The organism is Kandleria sp. (assembly GCF_017934775.1).
GTDB classification, from domain to species: domain Bacteria; phylum Bacillota_I; class Bacilli_A; order Erysipelotrichales; family Coprobacillaceae; genus Kandleria; species Kandleria vitulina.
Genome location: NZ_JAGBIX010000033.1, coordinates 1 through 22,393, shown reverse-complemented (window position 1 = coordinate 22,393; position 22,393 = coordinate 1). Strand labels below are relative to the sequence as shown.

Annotated in this window: 24 protein-coding genes; 20 read left to right on the top strand and 4 right to left on the bottom strand. The window is 36.5% G+C overall.

Features of this window, described 5'->3' with window-relative positions; all coding sequences use genetic code 11:
* Window positions 1–14: 14 nt before the first annotated feature.
* The 6 genes from J6L95_RS04280 (at window position 15) to J6L95_RS04255 (ending at window position 9,941) form a co-directional block, all read left to right on the top strand.
* Window positions 15–2,411 (top strand): glycogen/starch/alpha-glucan phosphorylase, encoded by a 2,397-nt coding sequence (locus J6L95_RS04280; RefSeq protein WP_287458276.1) that lies wholly within the window; start codon window positions 15–17, stop codon window positions 2,409–2,411.
* A gap of 1 nt (window position 2,412) precedes the next feature.
* The gene (locus J6L95_RS04275) at window positions 2,413–2,673 is read left to right on the top strand and encodes a DUF1292 domain-containing protein (protein WP_029070006.1); all 261 of its coding nucleotides are present in this window, start codon (window positions 2,413–2,415) and stop codon (window positions 2,671–2,673) included.
* 119 nt (window positions 2,674–2,792) lie between these two features.
* Complete coding sequence (pulA, locus tag J6L95_RS04270; protein WP_287458275.1) at window positions 2,793–4,877, top strand: type I pullulanase; 2,085 nt, start codon at window positions 2,793–2,795, stop codon at window positions 4,875–4,877.
* Between the two features lie 8 nt (window positions 4,878–4,885).
* Complete coding sequence (gene pth, locus J6L95_RS04265) at window positions 4,886–5,443, top strand: aminoacyl-tRNA hydrolase (protein ID WP_029072760.1); 558 nt, start codon at window positions 4,886–4,888, stop codon at window positions 5,441–5,443.
* Between the two features lie 9 nt (window positions 5,444–5,452).
* Entirely contained in the window at window positions 5,453–8,869 is a 3,417-nt protein-coding gene (gene mfd, locus J6L95_RS04260) for a transcription-repair coupling factor (protein WP_287458274.1), read from the top strand.
* 64 nt (window positions 8,870–8,933) lie between these two features.
* Window positions 8,934–9,941 (top strand): TIGR00341 family protein, encoded by a 1,008-nt coding sequence (locus J6L95_RS04255; protein WP_287458273.1) that lies wholly within the window; start codon window positions 8,934–8,936, stop codon window positions 9,939–9,941.
* A 20-nt stretch (window positions 9,942–9,961) separates the two neighbouring features.
* Here J6L95_RS04255 and J6L95_RS04250 read toward each other — a convergent pair whose 3' ends face one another.
* On the bottom strand, window positions 9,962–10,408 hold the full coding sequence (locus J6L95_RS04250; protein ID WP_287458272.1) for a dUTP diphosphatase: 447 nt from the start codon (window positions 10,406–10,408) through the stop codon (window positions 9,962–9,964).
* 53 nt (window positions 10,409–10,461) lie between these two features.
* A complete protein-coding gene (locus J6L95_RS04245) occupies window positions 10,462–11,055 on the bottom strand; it encodes an IMPACT family protein (protein WP_031589143.1) in 594 nt (197 codons plus the stop codon).
* A gap of 56 nt (window positions 11,056–11,111) precedes the next feature.
* Between J6L95_RS04245 and J6L95_RS04240 the strand changes: the two genes are divergently transcribed.
* Complete coding sequence (locus tag J6L95_RS04240; RefSeq protein ID WP_287458271.1) at window positions 11,112–11,969, top strand: DegV family protein; 858 nt, start codon at window positions 11,112–11,114, stop codon at window positions 11,967–11,969.
* A gap of 14 nt (window positions 11,970–11,983) precedes the next feature.
* On the opposite strand, the gene J6L95_RS04235 is transcribed toward J6L95_RS04240, so the two are convergent.
* Window positions 11,984–12,346 (bottom strand): ArsR/SmtB family transcription factor, encoded by a 363-nt coding sequence (locus tag J6L95_RS04235; protein ID WP_029070013.1) that lies wholly within the window; start codon window positions 12,344–12,346, stop codon window positions 11,984–11,986.
* Between the two features lie 143 nt (window positions 12,347–12,489).
* On the opposite strand from J6L95_RS04235, the gene J6L95_RS04230 reads away from it, so the two are divergent.
* Window positions 12,490–12,708 (top strand): cation transporter, encoded by a 219-nt coding sequence (locus J6L95_RS04230; RefSeq protein ID WP_029070014.1) that lies wholly within the window; start codon window positions 12,490–12,492, stop codon window positions 12,706–12,708.
* A gap of 147 nt (window positions 12,709–12,855) precedes the next feature.
* Here J6L95_RS04230 and J6L95_RS04225 read toward each other — a convergent pair whose 3' ends face one another.
* Window positions 12,856–14,268, bottom strand: coding sequence for a carbon starvation CstA family protein (locus J6L95_RS04225; protein WP_287458270.1), 1,413 nt, complete (start codon window positions 14,266–14,268; stop codon window positions 12,856–12,858).
* A gap of 802 nt (window positions 14,269–15,070) precedes the next feature.
* Here J6L95_RS04225 and J6L95_RS04220 point away from each other — a divergent pair.
* From J6L95_RS04220 to J6L95_RS04165, 12 genes are all read left to right on the top strand, one after another.
* The gene (locus J6L95_RS04220) at window positions 15,071–16,099 is read left to right on the top strand and encodes a hypothetical protein (RefSeq protein ID WP_287458269.1); all 1,029 of its coding nucleotides are present in this window, start codon (window positions 15,071–15,073) and stop codon (window positions 16,097–16,099) included.
* A 486-nt stretch (window positions 16,100–16,585) separates the two neighbouring features.
* Window positions 16,586–17,491 carry a ParA family protein gene (locus J6L95_RS04215; RefSeq protein ID WP_287458268.1) on the top strand — a complete coding sequence of 302 codons (906 nt, stop codon included), beginning with the start codon at window positions 16,586–16,588 and terminating at the stop codon, window positions 17,489–17,491.
* On the top strand, window positions 17,488–17,664 hold the full coding sequence (locus J6L95_RS04210; RefSeq protein WP_287458267.1) for a hypothetical protein: 177 nt from the start codon (window positions 17,488–17,490) through the stop codon (window positions 17,662–17,664). Before J6L95_RS04215 ends, J6L95_RS04210 begins: the two co-directional genes overlap by 4 nt.
* Window position 17,665: 1 nt before the next feature.
* Window positions 17,666–18,418, top strand: coding sequence for a ParB/RepB/Spo0J family partition protein (locus J6L95_RS04205; RefSeq protein ID WP_287458266.1), 753 nt, complete (start codon window positions 17,666–17,668; stop codon window positions 18,416–18,418).
* Between the two features lies 1 nt (window position 18,419).
* Window positions 18,420–19,094: a hypothetical protein gene (locus tag J6L95_RS04200; protein WP_287458265.1), complete on the top strand. Its 675-nt coding sequence runs from the start codon at window positions 18,420–18,422 to the stop codon at window positions 19,092–19,094.
* On the top strand, window positions 19,091–19,402 hold the full coding sequence (locus J6L95_RS04195) for a hypothetical protein (RefSeq protein WP_287458264.1): 312 nt from the start codon (window positions 19,091–19,093) through the stop codon (window positions 19,400–19,402). The genes J6L95_RS04200 and J6L95_RS04195 overlap by 4 nt, the downstream gene beginning before the upstream one ends.
* 137 nt (window positions 19,403–19,539) lie before the next feature.
* Entirely contained in the window at window positions 19,540–19,680 is a 141-nt protein-coding gene (locus tag J6L95_RS04190) for a hypothetical protein (protein WP_287458263.1), read from the top strand.
* 164 nt (window positions 19,681–19,844) lie between these two features.
* The gene (locus J6L95_RS04185) at window positions 19,845–20,030 is read left to right on the top strand and encodes a hypothetical protein (protein WP_287458262.1); all 186 of its coding nucleotides are present in this window, start codon (window positions 19,845–19,847) and stop codon (window positions 20,028–20,030) included.
* Complete coding sequence (locus tag J6L95_RS04180) at window positions 20,027–20,740, top strand: hypothetical protein (protein WP_287458261.1); 714 nt, start codon at window positions 20,027–20,029, stop codon at window positions 20,738–20,740. The genes J6L95_RS04185 and J6L95_RS04180 overlap by 4 nt, the downstream gene beginning before the upstream one ends.
* A 290-nt stretch (window positions 20,741–21,030) precedes the next feature.
* Window positions 21,031–21,204 (top strand): hypothetical protein, encoded by a 174-nt coding sequence (locus J6L95_RS04175; RefSeq protein ID WP_287458260.1) that lies wholly within the window; start codon window positions 21,031–21,033, stop codon window positions 21,202–21,204.
* On the top strand, window positions 21,176–21,853 hold the full coding sequence (locus tag J6L95_RS04170; protein WP_287458259.1) for a hypothetical protein: 678 nt from the start codon (window positions 21,176–21,178) through the stop codon (window positions 21,851–21,853). Before J6L95_RS04175 ends, J6L95_RS04170 begins: the two co-directional genes overlap by 29 nt.
* The gene (locus tag J6L95_RS04165; protein WP_287458258.1) at window positions 21,837–22,220 is read left to right on the top strand and encodes a hypothetical protein; all 384 of its coding nucleotides are present in this window, start codon (window positions 21,837–21,839) and stop codon (window positions 22,218–22,220) included. Before J6L95_RS04170 ends, J6L95_RS04165 begins: the two co-directional genes overlap by 17 nt.
* Window positions 22,221–22,393: the final 173 nt, after the last annotated feature.

The window sequence follows — 22,393 nt, the reverse complement described above, 5'->3', positions numbered from 1 at the left end:
AAGGGGGACAAAAAATGTTTAAAACTAAAGAAGAATTTAAATATGAATTCTCGAAACGTATTATTGAAGCTTATGGACGTACTGTCGAAGAGTCACATATTACAGAGAAATTCATGGTTCTAGAAAGCATGGTTAGAGATTATGCTTCAGTGAACTGGGCAATGACTAAGATGGCCGTTCAGCAGAAGTCTATGAAACAGCTTCATTACTTCTCGATGGAATTCCTTATTGGACGTCTTCTAGTTAACAATATGATGAACCTGGGTATCTATGATATTGCTAAAGAGGGGTTAGCTGAATTTGATATTAATATTCACGAACTTGAAGAATTAGAAGCAGATGCCGGTTTAGGAAACGGTGGTTTAGGTCGATTAGCTGCTTGCTTTATCGATTCTCTAGCTTCACTTTCTTATCCTGCATTCGGGCAGACTATTCGTTATGACTATGGGTTCTTCAAGCAGAAAATCGAAGATGGCTATCAGGTAGAAGTACCTGACCAGTGGCTACAGTTAGGATATAAATGGGAAGTGCGTAAGCCAAAACACGCCTGTGAAATCAAGTTCTGGGGTAAAGTCATCTGGAATGATAAGAAAGGTAAATGGGAACATGTGGAAGCTGAATCTGTAAGAGCAATACCATATGATGTACCAGTTGTTGGTAATGATACAGTAATTACTAATACATTAAGATTATGGAAGGCTGAACCTTCTGAAAATATTCCTGTAAACAAGGACTTCCAGCAGTATGCAAATGAAGTTAATATGATCTGTCAGACACTTTATCCTGATGATTCAACACTTGCAGGTAAGATCTTAAGATTAAAACAGCAGTACTTCTTCGTGGCTGCCGGATTAAATTCTATTGTTCGTGCTCATTTAAGAGTCTACAAGGATCTTTCTAACTTCCATGAAAAGAATGTCATTCAGTTAAATGATACACATCCAGTATTAGTTATTCCTGAATTAATGCGTATTCTATTAGATGAATATGATTATGAATGGGATGATGCATGGGAAATTGTTAAGCATTCTTGTGCTTACACAAACCATACAATCTTAGCTGAAGCATTGGAAAAATGGCCAGTTGATATGATGAGAGATCTTCTTCCAAGAGTTTACCAGATCATCGAAGAAATCGATCGTCGTTTTGTCGGTTTTGTAAAACAGGAAACTGATGGCAATGAAGAAATTTTAAATAAAGTCAGAATTATCAAGAACGGCCAGGTACATATGGCACACTTAGCAATTGCTGGTTCATTCTCAGTCAATGGGGTAGCAGGATTACATTCTGAAATCCTTATGACAAGAGAAATGAAGGAATTTAATGATTTATATCCTGGTAAGTTCAACAATAAGACAAATGGTGTTACACATCGTAGATGGCTTGCTTACAGCAACCCTGAGTTAACAGCATTATTAAAAGAGACAATCGGTGATGAATGGATCAAAGAACCAGATCAGTTAACTTGTCTTAATAAATATGTCAACGATTCTATCGTTCAGGCTAAATTCTACAATGTAAAACAGAAGAGAAAACAGGTTCTTGCGGATTATATCAAAGAACACAATGATATTGATGTAGATGTTAATTCTATTTTCGATATTCAGGTAAAGAGACTGCATGCGTATAAGAGACAGCTTCTTAATGTCATGCATATCATTTACCTATATCAGGAAATGAAACAGAATCCAAACTTTAGAATCTATCCACGTACATTTATCTTCGGTGCGAAAGCTGCTCCTTCTTACTATTTTGCAAAGAAGGTTATCAAGCTTATCAACAGTGTCGCAGATAAAGTCAACAATGATCCAGAAACTAATCAGTTCTTAAAAGTAGTCTTCCTTGAAAACTATGGTGTAACATTAGCAGAAAAGATTATGCCAGCAGCTGATGTTTCAGAACAGATTTCTACAGCTGGTAAGGAAGCCAGCGGTACTGGTAATATGAAATTCATGCTTAACGGTGCAGTTACATTAGGTACATTAGATGGTGCCAATGTAGAAATTGCAGAACGTGTAGGTGAAGATAATGTTGTTATCTTTGGATTAAGGGATCATGAAGTTGAAGCATTAAAAGCTTCTCATTCATATTCTGCATGGAATTACTACAACAATAATCCAAAGATCAAGAAAGTTGTCGATAGCTTAACAGATGGTACTTTCCATCCTTCAAGAGAAGAATTCAAGATTATTTTTGATGAATTAATGTCAAAGAATGATGAATATTTCTTATTGGCAGACTTTGAAGCTTATCGTCAGGCACAAGAAAAGATCAATGATCTTTATCAGCAGCGCCAGAAATGGTCAGCAATGTGCTTGAAGAATATTGCCGAAGCAGGTTACTTCTCAAGTGATCGTACAATTGAAGAATATGTAAGAGATATCTGGCATCTAGAAAAGGTAAAGCATTAAGATGGATAATGATTTAAAAATCACATTGCAGGACGAAGATGGACAAGAACAAAACTACTTTATCGTTTATACATTCGATAATTTAGATAATACGCGTCATTATACAATCTATACAGATTACAAGGAAGATGATGAAGGAAATATCTCATATTATGCAATGTATCAGGATGACACTGATGAAGAAGGTGTATTTCATCCTTGCGAAAGCGATGAAGATTGGGAACTTGTCGATAGCGTTCTCTCTTCATTCCTAGAAGAATAATCAGAAACCATAGAGATTTTGCTCTATGGTTTCTTTATATATAAAAATAATAAGTGATAATAACGATTTTTTTAGCTCTTTGTGATAGAATGTGAAATATAGAAAAGGGGTGTTTTGATATGCAGCAGGAGTCTGCAAGAATGTATGCGTATGCCATATCCTTTGATACGATTAAGGTTTACCTTTCAAAGAACTACTATAATGGTATTTCTAGTAAATTTTATCTTAAGGATCTAGAAACAAGTGAACATGAACTCCTTCATGGGGATACAGCCGGTGAAGAAGATGGATACAACACATATCTTTTCCATACGTCATTTAAGATAGGGAAGAGCTACCGTGTATCTGACGCCTACGGCTTAACCTGTTTTCTTGATTTTTCTCGCCTACCATTATGTAAAGAGTTTGATGATCATTTCTACTATGATGGAGATGACCTTGGTCCAGCCTATACACCATATGCGACAAGCTTTAAGGTATGGGCCCCTACAGCGACAAGTGTTATTGTTAAGTTGAAACATTATGATGACATTAAACTCTATGAAATGAAAAGATTAGATAAAGGTGTCTTTGCCTTACGTATATTTAAGGATCTTGAAAATTATGAATATACTTATTTCATTGGAAATAATGATCAAGTCATTGAATCATGTGATCCGTATGCTTATGCATCAACTTCAAATCAACGTTCATCAATTATTGTTGATTTAAATAAAATCAGAAAGAAAACTTATGATCTACCACCATTAGAACATAAGACAGATGCTGTCATCTACGAACTTCATGTTAGAAACTTCTCAGTTGATAGCTATGGGAACTTAAGACATAAAGGGAAGTTCCTTGCTTTCGCAGAAGAGGGCAATAAAACAATGATGAATGAGAAGAGTGGTGTGGATTATCTAGAAGATCTAGGTGTAACACATATTCAGTTAATGCCAATTAACGATTATGCGACAGTCGATGAAGATCATCCATATGAACTCTATAACTGGGGATATGACCCAGCTCAATACAATGTAACAGAAGGAAGTTATGTCACAATTCCTAATGATGGATACCGCCGTATTCAGGAATGTCGTGATATGATTGATGCCATTCATAAACATGGTATGAGAGTTATTCCTGATGTTGTCTATAACCACATGCACGATATCTTCGACAATGCTCTTGCAAAAACAGTTCCACATTATTTCTTTAGAACAGATGAAAATGGATACTTAACTAACGGGACATGGTGTGGCAACGATATGAATTCCACTGCTAAGATGTGTCGTAAGTACATTCTTGATATGTGCAAGAGATGGCAGACACTCTATGGTGTAGATGGCTATCGTATGGACCTTATGGGAATTCTTGATGTAGAGACAGTCAATGCGATAGAAGAACAGGGACGCTCTATTGATCCATCATTTATGCTTTATGGTGAGGGATGGAACATGGGGACATTGCCAATTGAAGAAAAAGCGATTATTGAAAACAATGGAAAAATGCCTCAGGTTGGATTCTTTAATGATTTCTTCAGAGACACTATGCGTGGTAATAATCAGATGGAAATCAAGGGATATACATCTGGTGATACATATAAAACCAATGAAGCGATTTTTGCGATGTGTGACTACAATAAATTCTCAAGTATTGAACAGAGCATCAATTATGTAGAATGCCATGATAATGCTACTGTGTATGATAAATTTGTGGTCTGCAATAGAGACGAAGGAGAAGATTATATTCGAAGAAGATGTGATCTTGCACTCGTTATGACATTGCTTTCGCAAGGTGTTCCATTCTTGCATGCAGGAGAAGAATTCTATGATACTAAGAAAGGCAATGCCAACTCCTATAATGCTGGAGACGAAGTCAATCAGTTTGACTGGGGAAGAAGAGATCAGAACATGAAGACTGTTCATCTTGTAAAAGATCTTATTCGCTTAAGAAAAGAAAATAAATGTTTTAGATATTATGATTTTGAAGACATGAGAAATCATATTTCTATTAACAATATCAACCATCGTATGATAGAATATATCCTTACTCAGGATGAGGGAAGCTATCATGAATTTAGAATCTATGTTAACCCTTCATTGGATAACATTGGCATCTCTATCGAAGATAGTTTTAAGATATTACAAAAAGCTGATCATGAAGAAATACAGAACGGCTATATGAACGTTGCCCCATGCTCTTTCGTCATAGCAGCAAGATAGGAGATAAGATGAAGTTAATTATTGGATTAGGAAACCCAGGGAAAAAATATGACAACACAAGACACAATACTGGCTTTATGTGTATTGATGCCTTGGCAGAACATTTCAATCAGGAGATTGGAACAAAGAAATTTGAAGGACTGTATACTAAATTTAAATATAAGGGAGAAGACATTGTTCTTCTTAAGCCACAGACATACATGAATAATTCAGGTATGTCTGTAGGTGCTATTATGAAATACTTCAAGATTGATAAGGAAGATATTCTTGTCATCTATGATGATATGGATATGCCAGTAGGAAAACTTAGATTACGTGAAAAAGGAAGCGCTGGTGGACATAATGGCATGAAGAGCATTATATCTCATGTAGGTGGACAGGACTTCAAGAGAATCAGATTTGGAATCGGCAAGATTCCACACTGTGATGTAGTGAATTATGTTCTTGGACATTTTGGTCCTGCTGAATATCCAGTTATTCAAGAAGGAATCAAGACATGTGTAGATGCTATTATGTGTTATATTGACAATGATGATTTCAATAAAGCGATGAATACATTTAACTAGAGGAACACAATGAAGAAAATACTTAATTTATTGAAAAACAATCCTGCCTTAAAGATGATGATCAAAGGTAAGGGAGAAATCGTTACAAATGAAGCTAGTGATGAGGCCTACCTCATTGCTAGTGCTTTTCTGCTTAAGAAAAAAACAATGATTATCGTAAAAGAAAATCAGTATCAGGCATTAGAGCTCTATCGTGAATTAAGTGAACTGCTCTCGTCGGTGTGCTACTTTCCAAGCGATGAATCATTGCGAATAGAATCTGTTGCCTATTCTTATGAACTTGTAGGTGAAAGATTAAACGCTATGGCAATGCTAAGAAAAGAACCATGTGTCTGTATATGTCATATGCATTCTTTAAGCAGATTTATTACACCAGTGACATTGTTTGATCAATCACTGATGACACTAAAAGTAGGAGAAATCATTGACCCACAGGAGTTAAGAAAGAAACTTATACATATTGGCTATCACACATCTCAACGTGTTGACAGTCCTTTTTATGTTTCAAGACGAGGCGGTGTCATTGATGTTTACAGTATTCAATATGAAGATCCAATTCGTATTGAATTCTTTGATGATGAAATAGAATCCATTTCTTTCTATGATAAAGACAGTCAAAGAAGAACACAGTCAGTGAAGGAAGTAGAAATCTATCCAGCTACTGATATGTTATTTAATAAAGAAGAAGTAGAAGAAGTCATCAAGAAGATGGATGAACTTCATGAGAAAATGAGTCTTCAAGAAGAAGCAGAAGAGAACCTTGAAGAACATCTTTTCTTAGATAAAGAAGCATTACGAAGTGAAGACTATAATCCGCGTATTTATCAGTATCTATCATTATTTAGTGAAACATCTTCTATATTGGATTATGCTGATAATGCAGAAATCATTACGGCATCTTATTTGAATATATCAAAGTCATATCAAAGATACAGTGAAGAGAATTTCTATTATTTCCATGAAATGCAGGAAGTAGGAGAGATGCTGAAGGGATTAGTATTGACGCATAATCCTTCAACACTACTTAAGCATCGAGATATTGATTTTATTGCCTTTAAAAATAAAGATGATCAGGTAGAATTTAGAACAAGACCAGCACAGATAGAGATGATTAATGATAAAGTATTTATTAATCAGCTTAAAGATTATCTTACTTTTGATAAGGTGTTAATATGTCTTAATGAAAAAACACAAGTCAACAGCATGCTGAGATTCTTAGAAGAACATCAGCTTTCCTATACTGTAGTAGGAAGTGAAGATAGCATCTACGATGGCATCAACCTTTATCAGGGACAATTAAACAGAGGCTTAGAATTCGTTGATGAACGTGTTGTCCTTCTTACAGCAAGAGAACTTTTCCATGTAGCATCTAAAAAGAAAGGCTATGTAAAATACAAGGATGCTAAGGTACTCCATGACTACAATGAATTAAATATTGGAGACTATGTTGTTCATGATACCAACGGTATTGGACAATATATGGGCATTAAGACACTGGTCGTTAAAGGTGTACACAAGGACTTCCTTTATATTGCCTATAAAGGAAATGATATTCTTTATGTACCAGTAGAAAACTTCAAGCTTATTCGTAAATACGCTTCAAGAGATGGCAAGATACCACAAGTTCATGCCTTGAATTCTACAAAATGGCAGAAAGAAAAAGCACGCGTCAGAGCTAAGGTGGATGGCTTAGCGGATGATCTTATCGCCTTGTATGCGGAAAGAATGAAACAGCCAGGATTTGCCTTTGAGCCAGATAGTGAAATGCAGATAGAATTTGAGAATGCCTTTGGCTACGAATTAACACCTGACCAGAAGAAGGCAGTTGATGAAATCAAGGCTGATATGGAATTGGCAAGACCAATGGACCGTCTTCTTTGTGGAGATGTTGGATTTGGGAAAACAGAAGTTGCACTTCGTGCTTGTTTCAAGGCCATTCTTTCTAATAAGCAGTGTGCTTTTCTATGTCCTACAACCATTCTTTCTTCTCAGCATTATCGTACAATGACAAAGAGATTTGAAAACTTTGGTGTACGTATTGCCTTATTGAACCGTTTTACAACTACAAAACAGAAAAAAGAAATACTTGCTGATTTAAAAGAAGGAAAGATAGATCTTCTTGTAGGAACACATCGTATTCTTTCAAAAGATGTACAGTTTAAAGATTTAGGACTTTTATGTATCGATGAAGAACAGCGATTTGGTGTAAGACAAAAAGAAAAGATCAAGGAATATCGTAAAACGATAGATGTATTGACATTAACAGCAACACCAATTCCAAGAACACTGCAGATGTCACTTATGGGCATTAGAGGACTATCTCAGATAGAAACGCCACCACGTAACCGTCTGCCAGTACAGACTTATGTCAGTGAACGTAATGTACCATTAATAAAACAGGTCATTGAAAGAGAATTAGCAAGAGGAGGACAGGTGTTCTACCTCTACAATAAAACAGAAACTATTGAATCCTTTGCTTCACGTATCCAGCAGCTAGTACCAAATGCCCGTATTGCGATTGGACATGGAAGAATGGATAAGGATCATCTTGAACGTATCATGGAAGACTTTGTCAATCATGAATACGACATTCTTGTCTGTACAATCATCGTAGAAACAGGAATCGATATTCCTAATGCCAATACGATTATCATTGAAAATGCCGATCACTTTGGCTTAGCACAGCTCTATCAGATTAAAGGACGAGTAGGACGAAGCAGCCGTATTGCCTACGCTTACCTGTTCTACCGTAAAAACAAGAATCTGACTGAAGAAGGCGCAAAACGTCTAAAGGCCATTAAAGAATTCACAGCCTTAGGCAGTGGCTACAAGATTGCGATGAGAGATCTTTCTATCAGAGGATCGGGAGATATTCTAGGTGGAGAACAGGCCGGATTTATCGATAGTGTCGGCTTTGATATGTATATGAAAATACTTCAGGAAGCCATTGATGAAAAGCAAGGGAAAAAGGAAAAAGAAGATGTGCCTACTACCAATGTAAAAGTAGATGGCTATATCCCAGAAAACTATGTAGAAAGCGATATGGAAAAACTTGAGCTTTATCAAAGAATATATCGTGCTAACAGCATGAAAGAACTTGATGAAGTAGAAGCAGCCTTAAAGGATCTCTATGGAGAATTACCAAGAGAAATATGCAATATCGTAGAAAAAAGAAGATTCGAAATCCTTTGCTATCATCCAATTATTGAAAATGTAGATGAAGGAGCAAAAGGACTGGTTATCACATTTACAAAAGACTATACAAGACAAGCGGATGGTGTCCATCTCTTTAGTCTTTCTAATTCATTATTTAAAAAAGCAAAGCTTTCTTTTGAAGATAATCAGCTTGCTATTGCCATCAATGATCCTTCTCCGTTGCCTTTAGCAACAAAGTTTTTAAAAGATATTTATAGAACCTTAAAATAGAAACCGTTTTTCGGTTTCTATTTTTATAGTTAATTTACTTGAATAAATCATGTATAATAGCAATATGAAGATTAAAGAAATAATACGTGAAGCGTTCTCTCTTAGAAACGATACAGCTTCACACGATACGATTAAAACAAGACTGGTCGATGATGGACAGGTAACCGGCAGCAATATGAGCATTCTTATTTTAGCGATGCTTGTTGCATCAATTGGGCTCAATATGAATTCCACCGCAGTTATTATTGGAGCTATGCTTATCAGTCCGCTTATGGGCAGTATTCACGCTATGGCCTATGGAGCTGCTACAGCTGATTTTCATCTGTTTAGAAAATCAGTGATTGGTCTTATGTTCCAGGTTACACTTAGTATTTTAGCCTCTACAATTTATTTTAGATTATCACCAATTACAACTGAAACATCGGAGCTTCTTGCTAGAACGACTCCATCCATCTATGATGTCCTCATTGCATCGTGCGGTGGTCTTGCGGGCATTATTGGCATTACAAGGAAGGAGAAAAGCAATGTCATACCGGGTGTCGCTATCGCGACAGCACTCATGCCGCCTTTATGTACTTGTGGTTTCTTTTTAGCAAGAGGAAATTGGCTAAGACTTGCAAGTGCCATGTATCTGTTCTTTGTAAATGCGTACTTTATTTTCTTATCAGCGATGACGATCTTGTTAATTCTAGAAGTACCACAGGTAAGACATGTTTCTCCTGAAGCATGGAAGAAATTAAAGAAGAGAGTTATTCGCAATACTATCATTGTGATTATTCCAAGTCTTGTCATGGCAGGAATTATGATCAATTCACAAAATTCATCTCGTTCTACAAGCAATGCGATAGGGGCAATAGAGAATGTCTCTAAGCAAGTAAAGATTATCTATCCAGAAATAGAAAATGTTTCTTTAGGTAATATGGAACAGATGGTCAATAACAAGAAACAGACGAGTAAAGTATTTATTATTACTGTAAAAGAACCATTATCTAATGAAAAGAAAGAACAGCTCAACAAGTGGCTTAATGCAATCTATAATGAAAAAGTAACAATTATACAAAGAAAAAAATAACCTTTTGATTATTCAAAAGGTTATTTGTATGAGTTGACAATTTCTTCTATGCTAATTCCTAGCATAAAGCCAAGATGGAAATAATCATCTAGAAGATCTTGATAGATAATAGGATCAAATGTGTTCTTGAAGATAATGACATCTTCATAGATCTTAAACATGAGTTCATCTTTTGAAATAGAAGAAGGAATTTCTTCATGCGTCTTGATTTCATCAATACGCATCTCATATCCAATACTCATGATCATCGAAATACCTTCAATAAAACTCTCAAGGATTTCCTGATGATCAATACGTATTTCTCGATCCCAGAATGTGTAGACATGAGCTTTTTCACCAACAGTGTTGACACTCTGCAAGAAGGCTAGAAGCTTATGCTTGATTCTTTGTGTATCAAGAATCTGATTTTTTGCAAGTGCAATTTCTCTGTTAAGCACTAACTGATATAATTTTGCGACATCATACATCTTAATCACTCCTTGCTTTTATTATACTCTTTAATTTGCAATTAAGAAAGTGACTAGGCAATTTCGATGTAATCTTCACCAATCTTTTCATAAGTGAAAGTATTGGCTGTTAATTCCTGTATTTCATCAATGAACGATGTGTCTTTTAAAAAGAGAATGTAGTGAACCTTTTCATCGTAGATAGTATCTACAAGAGGAAGATTCTTAGCTTGAATAAGGTAGCTAAGTTTCTTGCTGTAATGGTAGTCTACATCAATGCGATATTTAGCTACACATTCTTTTTCTACAATGCGTGCTTCTTTTAAGGCATCAGCGACACTATTGGTATAGGCTCTAGTTAAGCCACCAGCCCCTAGCTTAATACCACCAAAGTAACGTGTGACAATTGCTATGATGTTTTCTAATCCCTGTCTTTGTAGCACATTTAACATTGGTAATCCAGCTGTACCACTAGGTTCACCATCGTCATTGGCTTTTTCATGATTGTTGACAATATAGGCAACACAGTTATGAGTTGCATCGCTTTTTGAGTATTTTGCGACAAGGGATTCCACCTGTTCAATTTCATTACATGGAATTAACGTTGTAATAAACTCTGATTTCTTGATGATTGTTGTATATTGTGTTATGTTTTCTATAGATTTCATAAATTTATATTATAGGATAGTCGGTAGATTGTCAAAAAGAAGTGAGAGGTAAGAAAATGAAAAAAATTGCAGTGCTCGCTGATAGTGGATGTCAGATAGAAATAACTGGAGATCATCCAGGGATATATATTGCTCCTCTTTGTATTACGATGAAACAGAAAACATACTTGGATCAATTAGAGGTTACAAGTATTGATGTATTTAAGACAATGGAGAAAGAAAACCTTATTGTACAGACATCTCAGCCTTCTACAGGAGAAATGCTAAAGGCTGTTGAAAAGATCAAGGAAGATGGTTACGAAGAAATCATCGGTATTCCTATTGCAACTGGTCTTTCTTCGACATTAAATGGAATGAAAGTAGCTTGTGATATGGTTGGATTACCAATAACACTTGTTGATTCTAAAGGAACTGCCAGAAACCAAAGGGAACTTGTCTATAAGGCAAGAGAACTTGTAGAAGCAGGGAAAGATGTAGATTATATCAAGGGTGTTCTTGAAGATATGGTAGAACATTCAGGAACAGTCATTATGGTACCAAACCTTGATCATTTAAAGAAAGGTGGACGTATCACCCCTGCAGTTGCATTGCTTGCTGGAATGCTAAAAATTGTTCCAGTTATGGAACTGAACTATAAGTTAGGTGGCAAGATTGACACTCTGACAAAAGTAAGAACTGTAAAAAAAGCAGCTAAAAGCTTAATAGATCGTGCTATTGAAAAAGGTGCAGATGCTTCAACATACGCCTTTGCGATTGAACATGTATTATGTGAGAAAGAAGCCAATGATCTAAAAGACTACTTGATAAGTCAAATTGGTGAATGCGATGTCGTCGTAAGAGAACTACCAGCGGTAGTTGGTGCCCATATGGGTGTAGGCGGTATTGGTGTACAATATATCAAAGTAAAAAAGTAGGAATCAAATGATTCCTACTTTTCATCTGGACATGTAATCTTAACAAGTGATTCAATCTGGTGATGAAGAGATTGTGCTATTTCCGTATTGGTTGCATGATAGTACATCTCTTTTCCATGACGATGACTTTCAATCAGGTTGGAGCTTTTTAATAAGCGGAGATGATGACTGACCGCTGGTGAAGTCATATTCATGGCGGCCGCAATATTAGTGACACATTCTTCACAATGACATAAGAACCAGAAGATTCTTAAGCGGCTGGCATCACCTAACTGTTTAAAGACATTAGCGACATCTTCTACAACATCTAATGAAGGCATCTGTTCGATGACTTGAATACTTTTTCCTCCGTGATTATGTGGTAATTCTTTATTCATAGGATGCTCCTTTCAATATATACATTCTAACAAAAGTTATGAACTTTTCAATCAAATATATTGACAGATTCTAACTTGAGGAGTACTGTTTAAGTATACAATTAAATACATGCTTAATCGTTAAAATAAAAGGAGAAATAATAATGAAAAGACGTTATAAGATTGATGTGGATTGTGCAAACTGTGCCAATAAGATGGAAGTGGCAGCTAAGAAGACTGAAGGTGTCAAGGATGCTAATGTAAACTTTATGACATTAAAGATGATGGTTGAATTTGAAGAAGGTGCTAAACCTGAAGAAGTTATGCCAAGAGTACTTGAAAACTGTAAGATCGTTGAAGATGATTGTGAAATTTTCTTTTAATGCATAAGAAAAAGAATCCGATAGGGGAATCGGATTCTTTTTCATTTTTAACATAAGTTAAAGGGAAGGGAAATGTTATGTTTGTATCTGTCAATTTTATTGACAAGCTTAGAGTACATAACATTTATGTCCTAATTGTGAACTTTTTTAGTTTTCCCTTGAATGTTTAAGTTGAATAAGATAGAACACGAAACAGCAGGCTGCGAAGCATACGCCAATTGGATAGGCGATTGACTGTGTTACCTGGAAACCTTCTTTTGCCATAAGAATGTATGTCGAGCTGACAGCTGACATGAATGTAGCTGGCAAGGCTGTAAACAATGATAAGAACTTGTTGTCTTTTTTCTTTAATAAGTAAGCTGTGCTGACCCATAAAGAAATCATTGCTAAAGTCTGGTTGCTCCAAGAGAAGTAACGCCATAATACATCGAAGTTAAGCTGAGTTAAAAGTGCTCCAATTGCAAGAAGTGGAATTGTGATCACAAGTCTGTTCTTCATGCTCTTCTGATTTAAATGAGTGATTTCTGAAAGAATAAGTCTAGCAGAACGGAAGGCTGTATCACCAGAAGTGATAGGACAAGCGACTACCCCAATAATCGCAAGAATACCACCGACACCACCAAGCATACCTGTAGAAATCTGATGAACAACGCTAGATTGACCAAGATTAGTTAAAGCATTAAATAATGCAGGTGTATTTTTATAGAATGCAAGACCACCAGCAGCCCAAATCAAAGCGATGACAGATTCAGTCAACATAGCACCGTAGAAAATAGTACGACCTTGACGTTCAGATGTAATACATTTTGCGACCATTGGCGACTGTGTTGCGTGGAAGCCAGAAATGGCACCACAGGCAACAGTGATAAACATATATGGCCATACTGGCAAGTGTGTAGGATGCATATCTGTGAAGTTGATTTCAGGGATTGAATATCCACCAGAAATAATTCCGTACATGATACCTACAGCCATAATGATAAGAACAGCTCCGAAGATTGGATAGAAGCGACCAATGATTTTATCGATTGGCAATAGTGTAGCTAAAACATAATAGATTAAGATAACGACAATCCAGAAGGATTGAGATAATCCATTTGGAGTCAATGCTGCAAGAAGAGCAGCAGGACTTGTAACAAAGACAGTACCACATAAGATCAGTAGTACGATAGAGAAGATACGCATAATCCATTTTGCGTGGTTACCAAGATATTTACCTGATAATTCTGCAATGGATTGTCCCGCATGACGTTCGGAAATCATTCCAACCATGAAATCGTGAACACCACCACCGAGGATAGCTCCGAAAATAATCCACAAGAATACAACTGGGCCAAAGCAAGCCCCCATCAAGGCACCAAAGATTGGACCTGTTCCAGCAATATTTAATAGCTGAACAAGAAATGCCTTCCAAGGCTTCATTGGCACATAGTCAACACCATCTTCTAATTCGATAGCTGGTGTTTTTCGATCATCTGGATCAAACACACGTTCAATAATGCGCCCATAGACCAAATAACCTAAAATTAAGATAACAAATGATAATAGTAAAGATATCATAAACAAACCTGATTGGTCATAGAGATCAATCGTTCCCTTTCTCCAGTTATAACTGGTACCTTATATAAATATACCACATTTCATGTGAAATATCTGTCAAATATAAAACCATTGAAATATATGGAAGGGCTTTTTCGGTGATAAATAGGGCGTTTTAATAAAATAAAATTTTTTCACAAGATGAAATGTTAGCGTATTCAAGAAAAAAAGAGTCACTTTCAAAAGTTTGACTCTGTGTAACTCTTAAGACATCTGATAAATGACCAATAGATTTTAAAGAATGACATCACTAGCAATACAAATATACCAACACGTATGAGTACTGGTAATTTTACATTAATGCTGTAGTAAACCCCCCATGTGATATATAGCATTAGAAATATAGAAAAAAATGAGATCAAACAGTCTAGATAATTTATGAAGCATATCTTTACTGACTTTCAATATCCAAGTACCATTCTTTCTAAATATATTATAATACATATACTTCATTGTCTAATAAACTGTTTTTGCGATTCACCATACACTCAATCCTCAGTTGTTTAAAATATAATAAGTATATCCCAAGATAGCGTACAATAAAAAGCGGTATTCTTGGGAACGCCGCCTTTTTTAATAGCTCTTAAGTTTTGCTTTCTTTGCTTCTGGAATAAAAAAGTACCTCTGTTAGAGGTACTTTGTCTTTCTATTAAATGGGGCGATATATGTGCTTATTACAAACAACATTATGTCAAAATGCTCAATTTTAGGTTTTAAAAGATACCTGAAATTGAGCATTTTTTCATGTAGGAGGTACAAGTAAATGGCGTTATCAAATGGATTGTTTATCCGTTTTAAACCACTTGAAGAAAAAGAAACAAGAGAAAAAATCAAAAATATGACAATCTTTTCTCACAAGGATTTTTATTCAAAATCCGAACTTATTATAAATTATAAAAAAAAGAAAAAATATCATTATTCCTCTGGATACCGAAATATTTTCAGTTATGAATTGTTTTTTATGATTCCTAATATGTTAAAGGAAAAAAATAGTGAGGAGACATTTATTAAATTGTTTTTAAAAAAATATAACCCTATTACTGAAAAAATGTTGTGGTGTGGTGAGATAGAGATTATTAATAATTTGCCATTCGCAAGAGTGGTTATATTTACAAGAATGCTTTTGCAAAAGAAAGTAGAAGAATTTGAAAAATACAATAGAGATTATTATTGGAATCCTTTAAAGAAGAAACTTACATCAAAAAAGGATGTTGATGCTGTTCTCCTTCATCAAAAAGGAGAAATAAAAAAAGACATAAATGGACATCCTTTAAAAATAAAACGATCCGTAAGGAAGACTGAAGAAAGAATTTTTAGTTATCGTGGTCGTACAGGTTTTAATAGGATGATTGATTTTATGAAGGGAATCCTTTCAGATTTATATGAAGTATTGTCGTTTTCAAAAAAGACACATAGATCGTATATACCAAAAAGGCAAATAAAAGAGAATTACACAGTTTGTACATGCTTTAGGATACGTTCGATTAATTCAATTATTGATGAAATAAATGCACGAATTGGTTATATGTTTGAATCATTAAAATATGCTTTTAGTGATGATGAAGTATGGACAAACAAATTTTATACATTTTTGCATAAACTAAATAAAGTAGCACATACCAGTACTTTAGAAGTTAAGGGAAGTGTTTACTATTTATCTTATCATTCTTCAAATGAGCATTTTAGAGATTACTTGATTGCTTTAAGAGAGAACATCAAAAATATCATATTAAATTTTGAAAAATTTTGGCAAAAGCACATAGAAAATCATTGGAAAATTGTGTCAAATTAAATTCAAAATAATTAATTTATACATTAAAGCAAAGCTTTAATGTCTATAGAGGAAGAGACGTGTGTCTCATGGGAGAGTTTATGTGTCTTCCATCAGACACACGTCTGAGAGAGTATCTTGACAATTTCATAGCATGTGTAGATACATATTCGTATAACGAGAGCTATAACAATAAGACGCCATGATCTTCATATATTGAAAGGAGCGAATACTCTTAGAATGTTAAAATTCATTTGATTGAATGGATGCAAAGACCGTTATATTAAAAGTAATGATACTTGTCATGCGACTACTTCCAACAGAAACTCTGAGTGGGGCAAAAGAGTCATGGCGTCTGCTTCCGAAGCATACTGGTAGAAATACCAATGAATCCCTGATCAGGATTGTCTGCACATATTTTATATTTGTGTTGTTGATTAATGAGTATTTGTTAATTGAATTTTGATTAATCAGCAATACTATATGATGACATATGGAGGTAAAAGTATGAGGGTAATTAGTGTGTTAAATAATAAAGGTGGAGTGTCAAAAACGACTACCTGTCTTAATCTTGCAAAGGGTTTATCAGATAAAGGAAAAAAAGTTTTATTAATTGATCTTGATTCTCAAGGTAATACATCAAGATTTTTTTTCCCTGAGTTTTATACAGCTTCTGGAATAAAGGATTTTAATCTTTTAACTGTGAAAGGGAAAAACAGTATTGAAAGATTGAAAGAATTGGAAAATTATTTTAGAAAAAGTGTAGGAAATATTAAAGATGTTAATGATGTTTTGCTGGAAAGTCCAGAGGTAATCTATGAATGTATAAAAACAACTGCATATGAAAATCTCAATATTCTTCCATCAATTGGTGGAAGACTTATTAATACGAATGAAGAGTTAACAAGAAGAAAAAATAGCAATGAAAAAGCTTCAGTTTTTGATAGAAAATTGAAAATGGCTATTAGGGTAGTCAGAAAACATTATGATTATATAATTATTGATAATGCTCCAGCATTTAATAATATTACAATTAATGCTCTTTTGTGCAGTGATGAAATTATTATTCCATTAAAACCCGCAGGAATGTATGAAATGGATGGGTTTATTACAACAGCCATTACAGTATTGGAATTTAATCAAATTTATGGATTAAATCTTAAAATGCATCTTCTGATTACGATGGTGCATAGGGGGAACCGTCCTGATTATATTCGATTCATTGAGCAGATGAGAAGCATCTTCTCTGATGCTGATGAAGGAATTGATGTGTACAACACAACAATAGGTTATCAGGATTCTCCTGCAAGTTCATCAACGATGACATCAAGCTTCATCATTGATGACAGAAAGAAAAAGATTGGAGAGGACTTTTACAATCTTGTTCAGGAAGTGATGGGTGATGCATCATGAAAAAACTGACAAGAGAGGAATTCAATGACATATGCTGCCTTTCCGCTGAGGAAGTGGTAACCAGGCTTCTTGATGAGGGAATAGCCCTGTCGGAAGTGAATGATAAGGGCAGAGCAATCGCATTGTTCGCAAGCGAACTGGAAAAAAGAATATTTGAAGAGGAGATGGAATAGTATGAGTGCACTGACAAGCATGCTCGCACAGGATGAAAAGATAAACAAACGTCCTACGTATCGAAGCATCGACATAGATGAGATTGAAGTGAACAAGAACAATATCGCAAGAATCTGCGATATTGATGAGCTTGCCGAATCCATCCGTCTGTATGGCCTTATGAAGCCGCTGGAGGTATATGAAACCGATGAAGGAAGCTACAGACTGCTCGGCGGCGAACGCAGATATACTGCACTGAAAAAGCTTGTAGACATGGGTGAAGACATAGACACCGATGTGCCGTGCCTTGTCTACCGACGCCCTGACAGAACATCGGTAGAAAAGCTTCAGCTGATACTCTCAAATGCACAGAGAGAAGAAACAGAAGATGATAGAATTTCTACAGTAAAAATGCTTCTAGAAATTCTAGATGATGACAAAGACCTTCATGTGGAAGGTCGTAAAAGAGACTGGATTGCACAGTTTATCGGTAAATCACCACGAACTGTTCAGAAGTACATCAATATAGCCACGGGAAAGGAAAAGCCTTCGCCCGAGGAAAAGCCAAGAGGTGCATCATCACCGAAGACGGAAGACGGCGACCTGCAAGATGAAAAGCTTCAGCAGATAGAGGAGGCGTTTTCATCAGCGTTTTCCGCCAATGCAAAAGCAAAAAAGAAGAAAAAGGGTGTCAGTGTCACGCTTTCGTTCAGCGATTCAGAGTCGCTTGAAAATGCGGTCATGATGCTTGAATCTATGAAAGGAGGATACTGACATGTACATGTATCTGGACAGCGAGGTTTTCTACGATCCTGAACAGGCACAGAGATATTATGTCTCTCACCCTGATGTGAGCAGGTTCGGATTCTTTCGCGACGGAATAGAAAGAGGAGCAGAATTCGAGCATGTTCATGAGGAAAAGAACATCTTTGAAAGAATACACAAGGAGCTGCATGTCCAAGCTGCACTAAGCAGCAACAGCAATATCATGGAATCTGAGAAGTGTGCAGACATGCAGGATGATCTGTCATGTTTCTGCCTTACGCCCATTGCTGAAAGCTTTGGACAGCTTGCAGAGACTATCTGCTTCAGAGAAGGCAGATGGACACTGGACAATGAGACCTGCACCCTTCTTGCTCAGCAGTGCGCTCTCCATGACATTGAAAGCGGACTGGAGCAGAACAAGGGGCTTGATCAGCTTACCGATGAATACCAGAATCTTGATTCACAGGAGCTGCTTTATCAGTATGACCTCAGATACGATCAGACAATGTATTCAAGAATCTGTGATACCTGCAGAAGGTATGAGAATATCTTTGGGAAAAGAATTACAGAAGACAGCATCGCACTGATGACTGTTCCCTTCACATCAAGGGATGCCAGAACCATGAGCATCTCCAGAAGCAGAAGCATATCCAAAATGAAAGAAACAGGAGGAAAAGAAGAATGAACATAACAGCGGTAGTATTGGGAGTTATTTTTGGAGCAGCAGATGATATCATCAGAAGTGCGCCATGGCGCAGGGACAGCAGACAGCAAAGCTGGAAAGGAGCATTGATAAAGCTTGCTGTACTGGGCATGATGATTATTTCTGAGCTTGTACTGATAAAGATTGCGGAGGCACGAATGACTTCATCATCCGATTCAGACATGACATTTGTCTTGTTGCTAGGGTTCCGATTTGTGATGGGAACATTCCTTGGAAAGGCGATTGCAGTGATCATTTCATTGGCTGCGAAGAAAAGGGAAAACAGATAAACACGAAGAAGATCAGCATGGATGCAATTCTATAGGGCCTGTTTTGTCTTTTATATAGTAACGGATAAAGAATGAAGACAGTCCGTTTCATCCATGCTTAATCATAAATATTAAAAAAATATGGGAGGAAAAGAATAATGGAAATGATTGGTTATTTATTTCTTGGAGCCTGGGTTAATGCATTGTTAGTAACAATAATTTTTGCTCTTTACGTATTGCTGCATGATTATCTCGATGACGAAGATGAGAAGAAAAAAGAAAGTAAACAACTAGATTAGGAGGAAAAAGAAAATGCTTGGTTATTTATTTGCTGTAGCCTTCTTCATCCCATGGGTATTAATGATATTTGATTATCTCGATGACGAAGATGAGAGGAAAAAAAGAAAGTAAACAACTAGATTAGGAGGAAAAAGAAAAAAATACGATTGAATTTTTAGAAGAAGTGTATAGCGTTTTTAAAGATTTTACAGGCAATGAACTTGAAACTATGACTCGTAAAGAATTGCCTTGGACAAATGCGAGAGGAAATCTTGATCCGTGGGAACCAGGAACAACAATTATCAGTAATGAAGACATGTATAAGCAATGTGCTTTACTATCCAATACGAAAGGTGAATATAAAAAATGATAAAAAAGAAAGGGGCAGAAGCAATGAATTGTATCTATTTCATAACAGCAGCCGTGCTGATGATGCTCATAATCATAGTAGCGAAGGTAGTAGCAATGAATTGTATCTATTTCATAACAGCAGCCGTGCTGATGACGCTCATGATCATAGGAGTGAATTATGTTTTCCGCAGAAGAAAATTCATAGGCTGGTGTCTTTCCATTCTCGTAATGGTCGGATGCCTGGCGTCGGCTCCGACACTACTGGCAAAATACGTCATAATTGCCGCTTCCACGAGTGAAGCGGAAGTTTTAAAGCTAAAGGACGGCCGTTCAGTCATCGAGATTGAATATGAACTGGCGAACGCATCAGAGGGGAAATATCACATCAGAGGAGAGCTGAAGATCCACGACAACATGACAGGAAAGAACTGGACTGTAGCCAGCCAGACTGATGTGTTTGTCATCAACTACGACGATGAAACTTACTTTACGCTTCACTATACTGTTCCCAAGGAGCTTGCCAGCGAAAAGGATATCTCTGATGCCGAATATACGGTCAATTACGCTTCAGGATACAGCCAAACAAGAACCAGATACAAATTCTCCTATGCCGGAAGCGCAACAATGTGCGGATTCGAAAAAGATTCCCGACTGAAGATTTCCAAAGTGGGGAAACCGGAAGATAAGATTATTTCAAAGGTTCCCGGTTCGACAGAAGATGATGAATAGTCAACATTGGATTATTGACAATTCTGCTTCAAGGTTATCATCAGGGCGATTGACTGTACTTCCTTGCCGCAAGGCAGAAATTTACCGCTAATGTGGTCGTTGGACTGCTTGGTAATGAAAGTCCTGATTCAGACAGATTTACACTTGTAACTCCAAAGCCTGAAAATGGTATACGATTACAGGCTACCCTTGGCAATCAGAACCCCACGGGCTTGCCCGTGGGAGCAGTCAGAAGCAATGTGCTTTACTATCCAATACGAAAGAGGAAAGAGACATAGGAGGAAAAGGAAATGATTGGGTTTTTGCTTTTAATGGGGATTTCGAATGCGGCAGCCATAGGATTCTGTGCTGCCGGATACAGCGTGGCGAATATGAAGGTCCCTGAAAGAACGCCAGAGGAAAAAAGAAAGGACAGAACAAGAAAAAGGAGATTGAATGATGAGTATAGTAGTGGATATTGTTGACCACATAATTCTTTCTCTTGCATCTCTCATGCCAAAAATCTGCATCATCCTATCCATCCTTCTGGCGTTCAAGATCATTCTTCTCAGAAAGGAGATTTCTGACAGAAAAACGAGAAAGGATGTTCTATTGAAAAACATATTGCCGCATGCAGGCATTGTGCTCGTCACTGCGGTATTGGGCTTTGCAGGGCCATCAGCTCATATTCTCAATGAAGCAAGAAAGGGTCAGATCGAAGAGAACAGGCTGAAACGTGAAGCCCTGACGATTTCATGTGAAGACTCGAAGTTCGCCGGAAAAAGACTGGTGGAGACATATAGAATCGCCAGACTGAAGAAAGGATGCAGATACACGCTTTCAGGAACTGCAGAAATCTCTCGAAGCTATGGAGGACTGTTCGATAGAAGCATCTTCAGGACAGAAAGAACGTCTGTAGACTTTGTCGCAGACAGTGACGTCTGTCATATAGCACTTGAATATGTCATTCCTGATTCGGAATGGGATGGCGGAGCGAGATACACAAGAAGGAAGACCGTGGATATTGATGAAATGGAAAGAAGAAAATCATATGGTACAAGAAAGACAACAAACGGGCTGGTTTCAATAGAAAAGAAATCAGGAAAGGAAGAAAAATATGATTTCAATTTATGAAAAAATCCCAGACAGGGATGGTGAATACTATGTCATGACCTGCAACATACAGGTGGATGTCTACAGATTCATCAGGACGAAGCGTCACAGCGGGAAATGGATTCTTCCATCAGAAGAGGACAGGGTTCTTTTCTGGGAGGAGATCATTCCGCACAGCGAAAAGGAGGATGATGAGTGGATCAGGGATAATCTGGACACTATCACAGAAGGCTTGGGAAATCCCTTGATATCATCCAGATATAAGATAAAAAGCTATGGATTTGCGATTGCAAAAGGTCTTCCCGAATGTCTGGCAGAGCATGAATGGTCATATTCTCACGGAGAAGTAATGAAGATTGATGATGTCTATGTAATAAGGATCATCTGATTATTTCTTTTTGAGTCTTTCATCAATGTTGTTTCTGGTCATATACTGACATATTAAAGGAAAGAAGAAATAGAAAAATGGAAATAAATCAAAAGAAACATTCAACTTATGAAGAATTATTAAGCAATAAGAATGAAATTGACTATGAGCTGCTGAATCAGCTGTCCAGAGAG

Excerpts from the sequence above, each read along its gene's own strand:
- mfd (WP_287458274.1), top strand. The coding sequence starts at position 5,453 with ATGAAGAAAATACTTAATTTATTGAAAAACAATCCTGCCTTAAAGATG.
- J6L95_RS04180 (WP_287458261.1), top strand. The coding sequence starts at position 20,027 with ATGATAAAAAAGAAAGGGGCAGAAGCAATGAATTGTATCTATTTCATA.
- J6L95_RS04205 (WP_287458266.1), top strand. The coding sequence starts at position 17,666 with ATGAGTGCACTGACAAGCATGCTCGCACAGGATGAAAAGATAAACAAA.
- J6L95_RS04235 (WP_029070013.1), bottom strand. The coding sequence starts at position 12,346 with ATGAATAAAGAATTACCACATAATCACGGAGGAAAAAGTATTCAAGTC.
- J6L95_RS04220 (WP_287458269.1), top strand. The coding sequence starts at position 15,071 with ATGGCGTTATCAAATGGATTGTTTATCCGTTTTAAACCACTTGAAGAA.
- J6L95_RS04275 (WP_029070006.1), top strand. The coding sequence starts at position 2,413 with ATGGATAATGATTTAAAAATCACATTGCAGGACGAAGATGGACAAGAA.
- J6L95_RS04170 (WP_287458259.1), top strand. The coding sequence starts at position 21,176 with ATGATGAGTATAGTAGTGGATATTGTTGACCACATAATTCTTTCTCTT.
- J6L95_RS04215 (WP_287458268.1), top strand. The coding sequence starts at position 16,586 with ATGAGGGTAATTAGTGTGTTAAATAATAAAGGTGGAGTGTCAAAAACG.
- J6L95_RS04245 (WP_031589143.1), bottom strand. The coding sequence starts at position 11,055 with ATGAAATCTATAGAAAACATAACACAATATACAACAATCATCAAGAAA.
- J6L95_RS04240 (WP_287458271.1), top strand. The coding sequence starts at position 11,112 with ATGAAAAAAATTGCAGTGCTCGCTGATAGTGGATGTCAGATAGAAATA.
- J6L95_RS04225 (WP_287458270.1), bottom strand. The coding sequence starts at position 14,268 with ATGATATCTTTACTATTATCATTTGTTATCTTAATTTTAGGTTATTTG.
- J6L95_RS04210 (WP_287458267.1), top strand. The coding sequence starts at position 17,488 with ATGAAAAAACTGACAAGAGAGGAATTCAATGACATATGCTGCCTTTCC.
- J6L95_RS04175 (WP_287458260.1), top strand. The coding sequence starts at position 21,031 with ATGATTGGGTTTTTGCTTTTAATGGGGATTTCGAATGCGGCAGCCATA.
- J6L95_RS04165 (WP_287458258.1), top strand. The coding sequence starts at position 21,837 with ATGATTTCAATTTATGAAAAAATCCCAGACAGGGATGGTGAATACTAT.
- J6L95_RS04200 (WP_287458265.1), top strand. The coding sequence starts at position 18,420 with ATGTACATGTATCTGGACAGCGAGGTTTTCTACGATCCTGAACAGGCA.
- J6L95_RS04190 (WP_287458263.1), top strand. The coding sequence starts at position 19,540 with ATGGAAATGATTGGTTATTTATTTCTTGGAGCCTGGGTTAATGCATTG.
- J6L95_RS04255 (WP_287458273.1), top strand. The coding sequence starts at position 8,934 with ATGAAGATTAAAGAAATAATACGTGAAGCGTTCTCTCTTAGAAACGAT.
- pulA (WP_287458275.1), top strand. The coding sequence starts at position 2,793 with ATGCAGCAGGAGTCTGCAAGAATGTATGCGTATGCCATATCCTTTGAT.
- J6L95_RS04250 (WP_287458272.1), bottom strand. The coding sequence starts at position 10,408 with ATGTATGATGTCGCAAAATTATATCAGTTAGTGCTTAACAGAGAAATT.
- J6L95_RS04280 (WP_287458276.1), top strand. The coding sequence starts at position 15 with ATGTTTAAAACTAAAGAAGAATTTAAATATGAATTCTCGAAACGTATT.
- pth (WP_029072760.1), top strand. The coding sequence starts at position 4,886 with ATGAAGTTAATTATTGGATTAGGAAACCCAGGGAAAAAATATGACAAC.
- J6L95_RS04230 (WP_029070014.1), top strand. The coding sequence starts at position 12,490 with ATGAAAAGACGTTATAAGATTGATGTGGATTGTGCAAACTGTGCCAAT.
- J6L95_RS04195 (WP_287458264.1), top strand. The coding sequence starts at position 19,091 with ATGAACATAACAGCGGTAGTATTGGGAGTTATTTTTGGAGCAGCAGAT.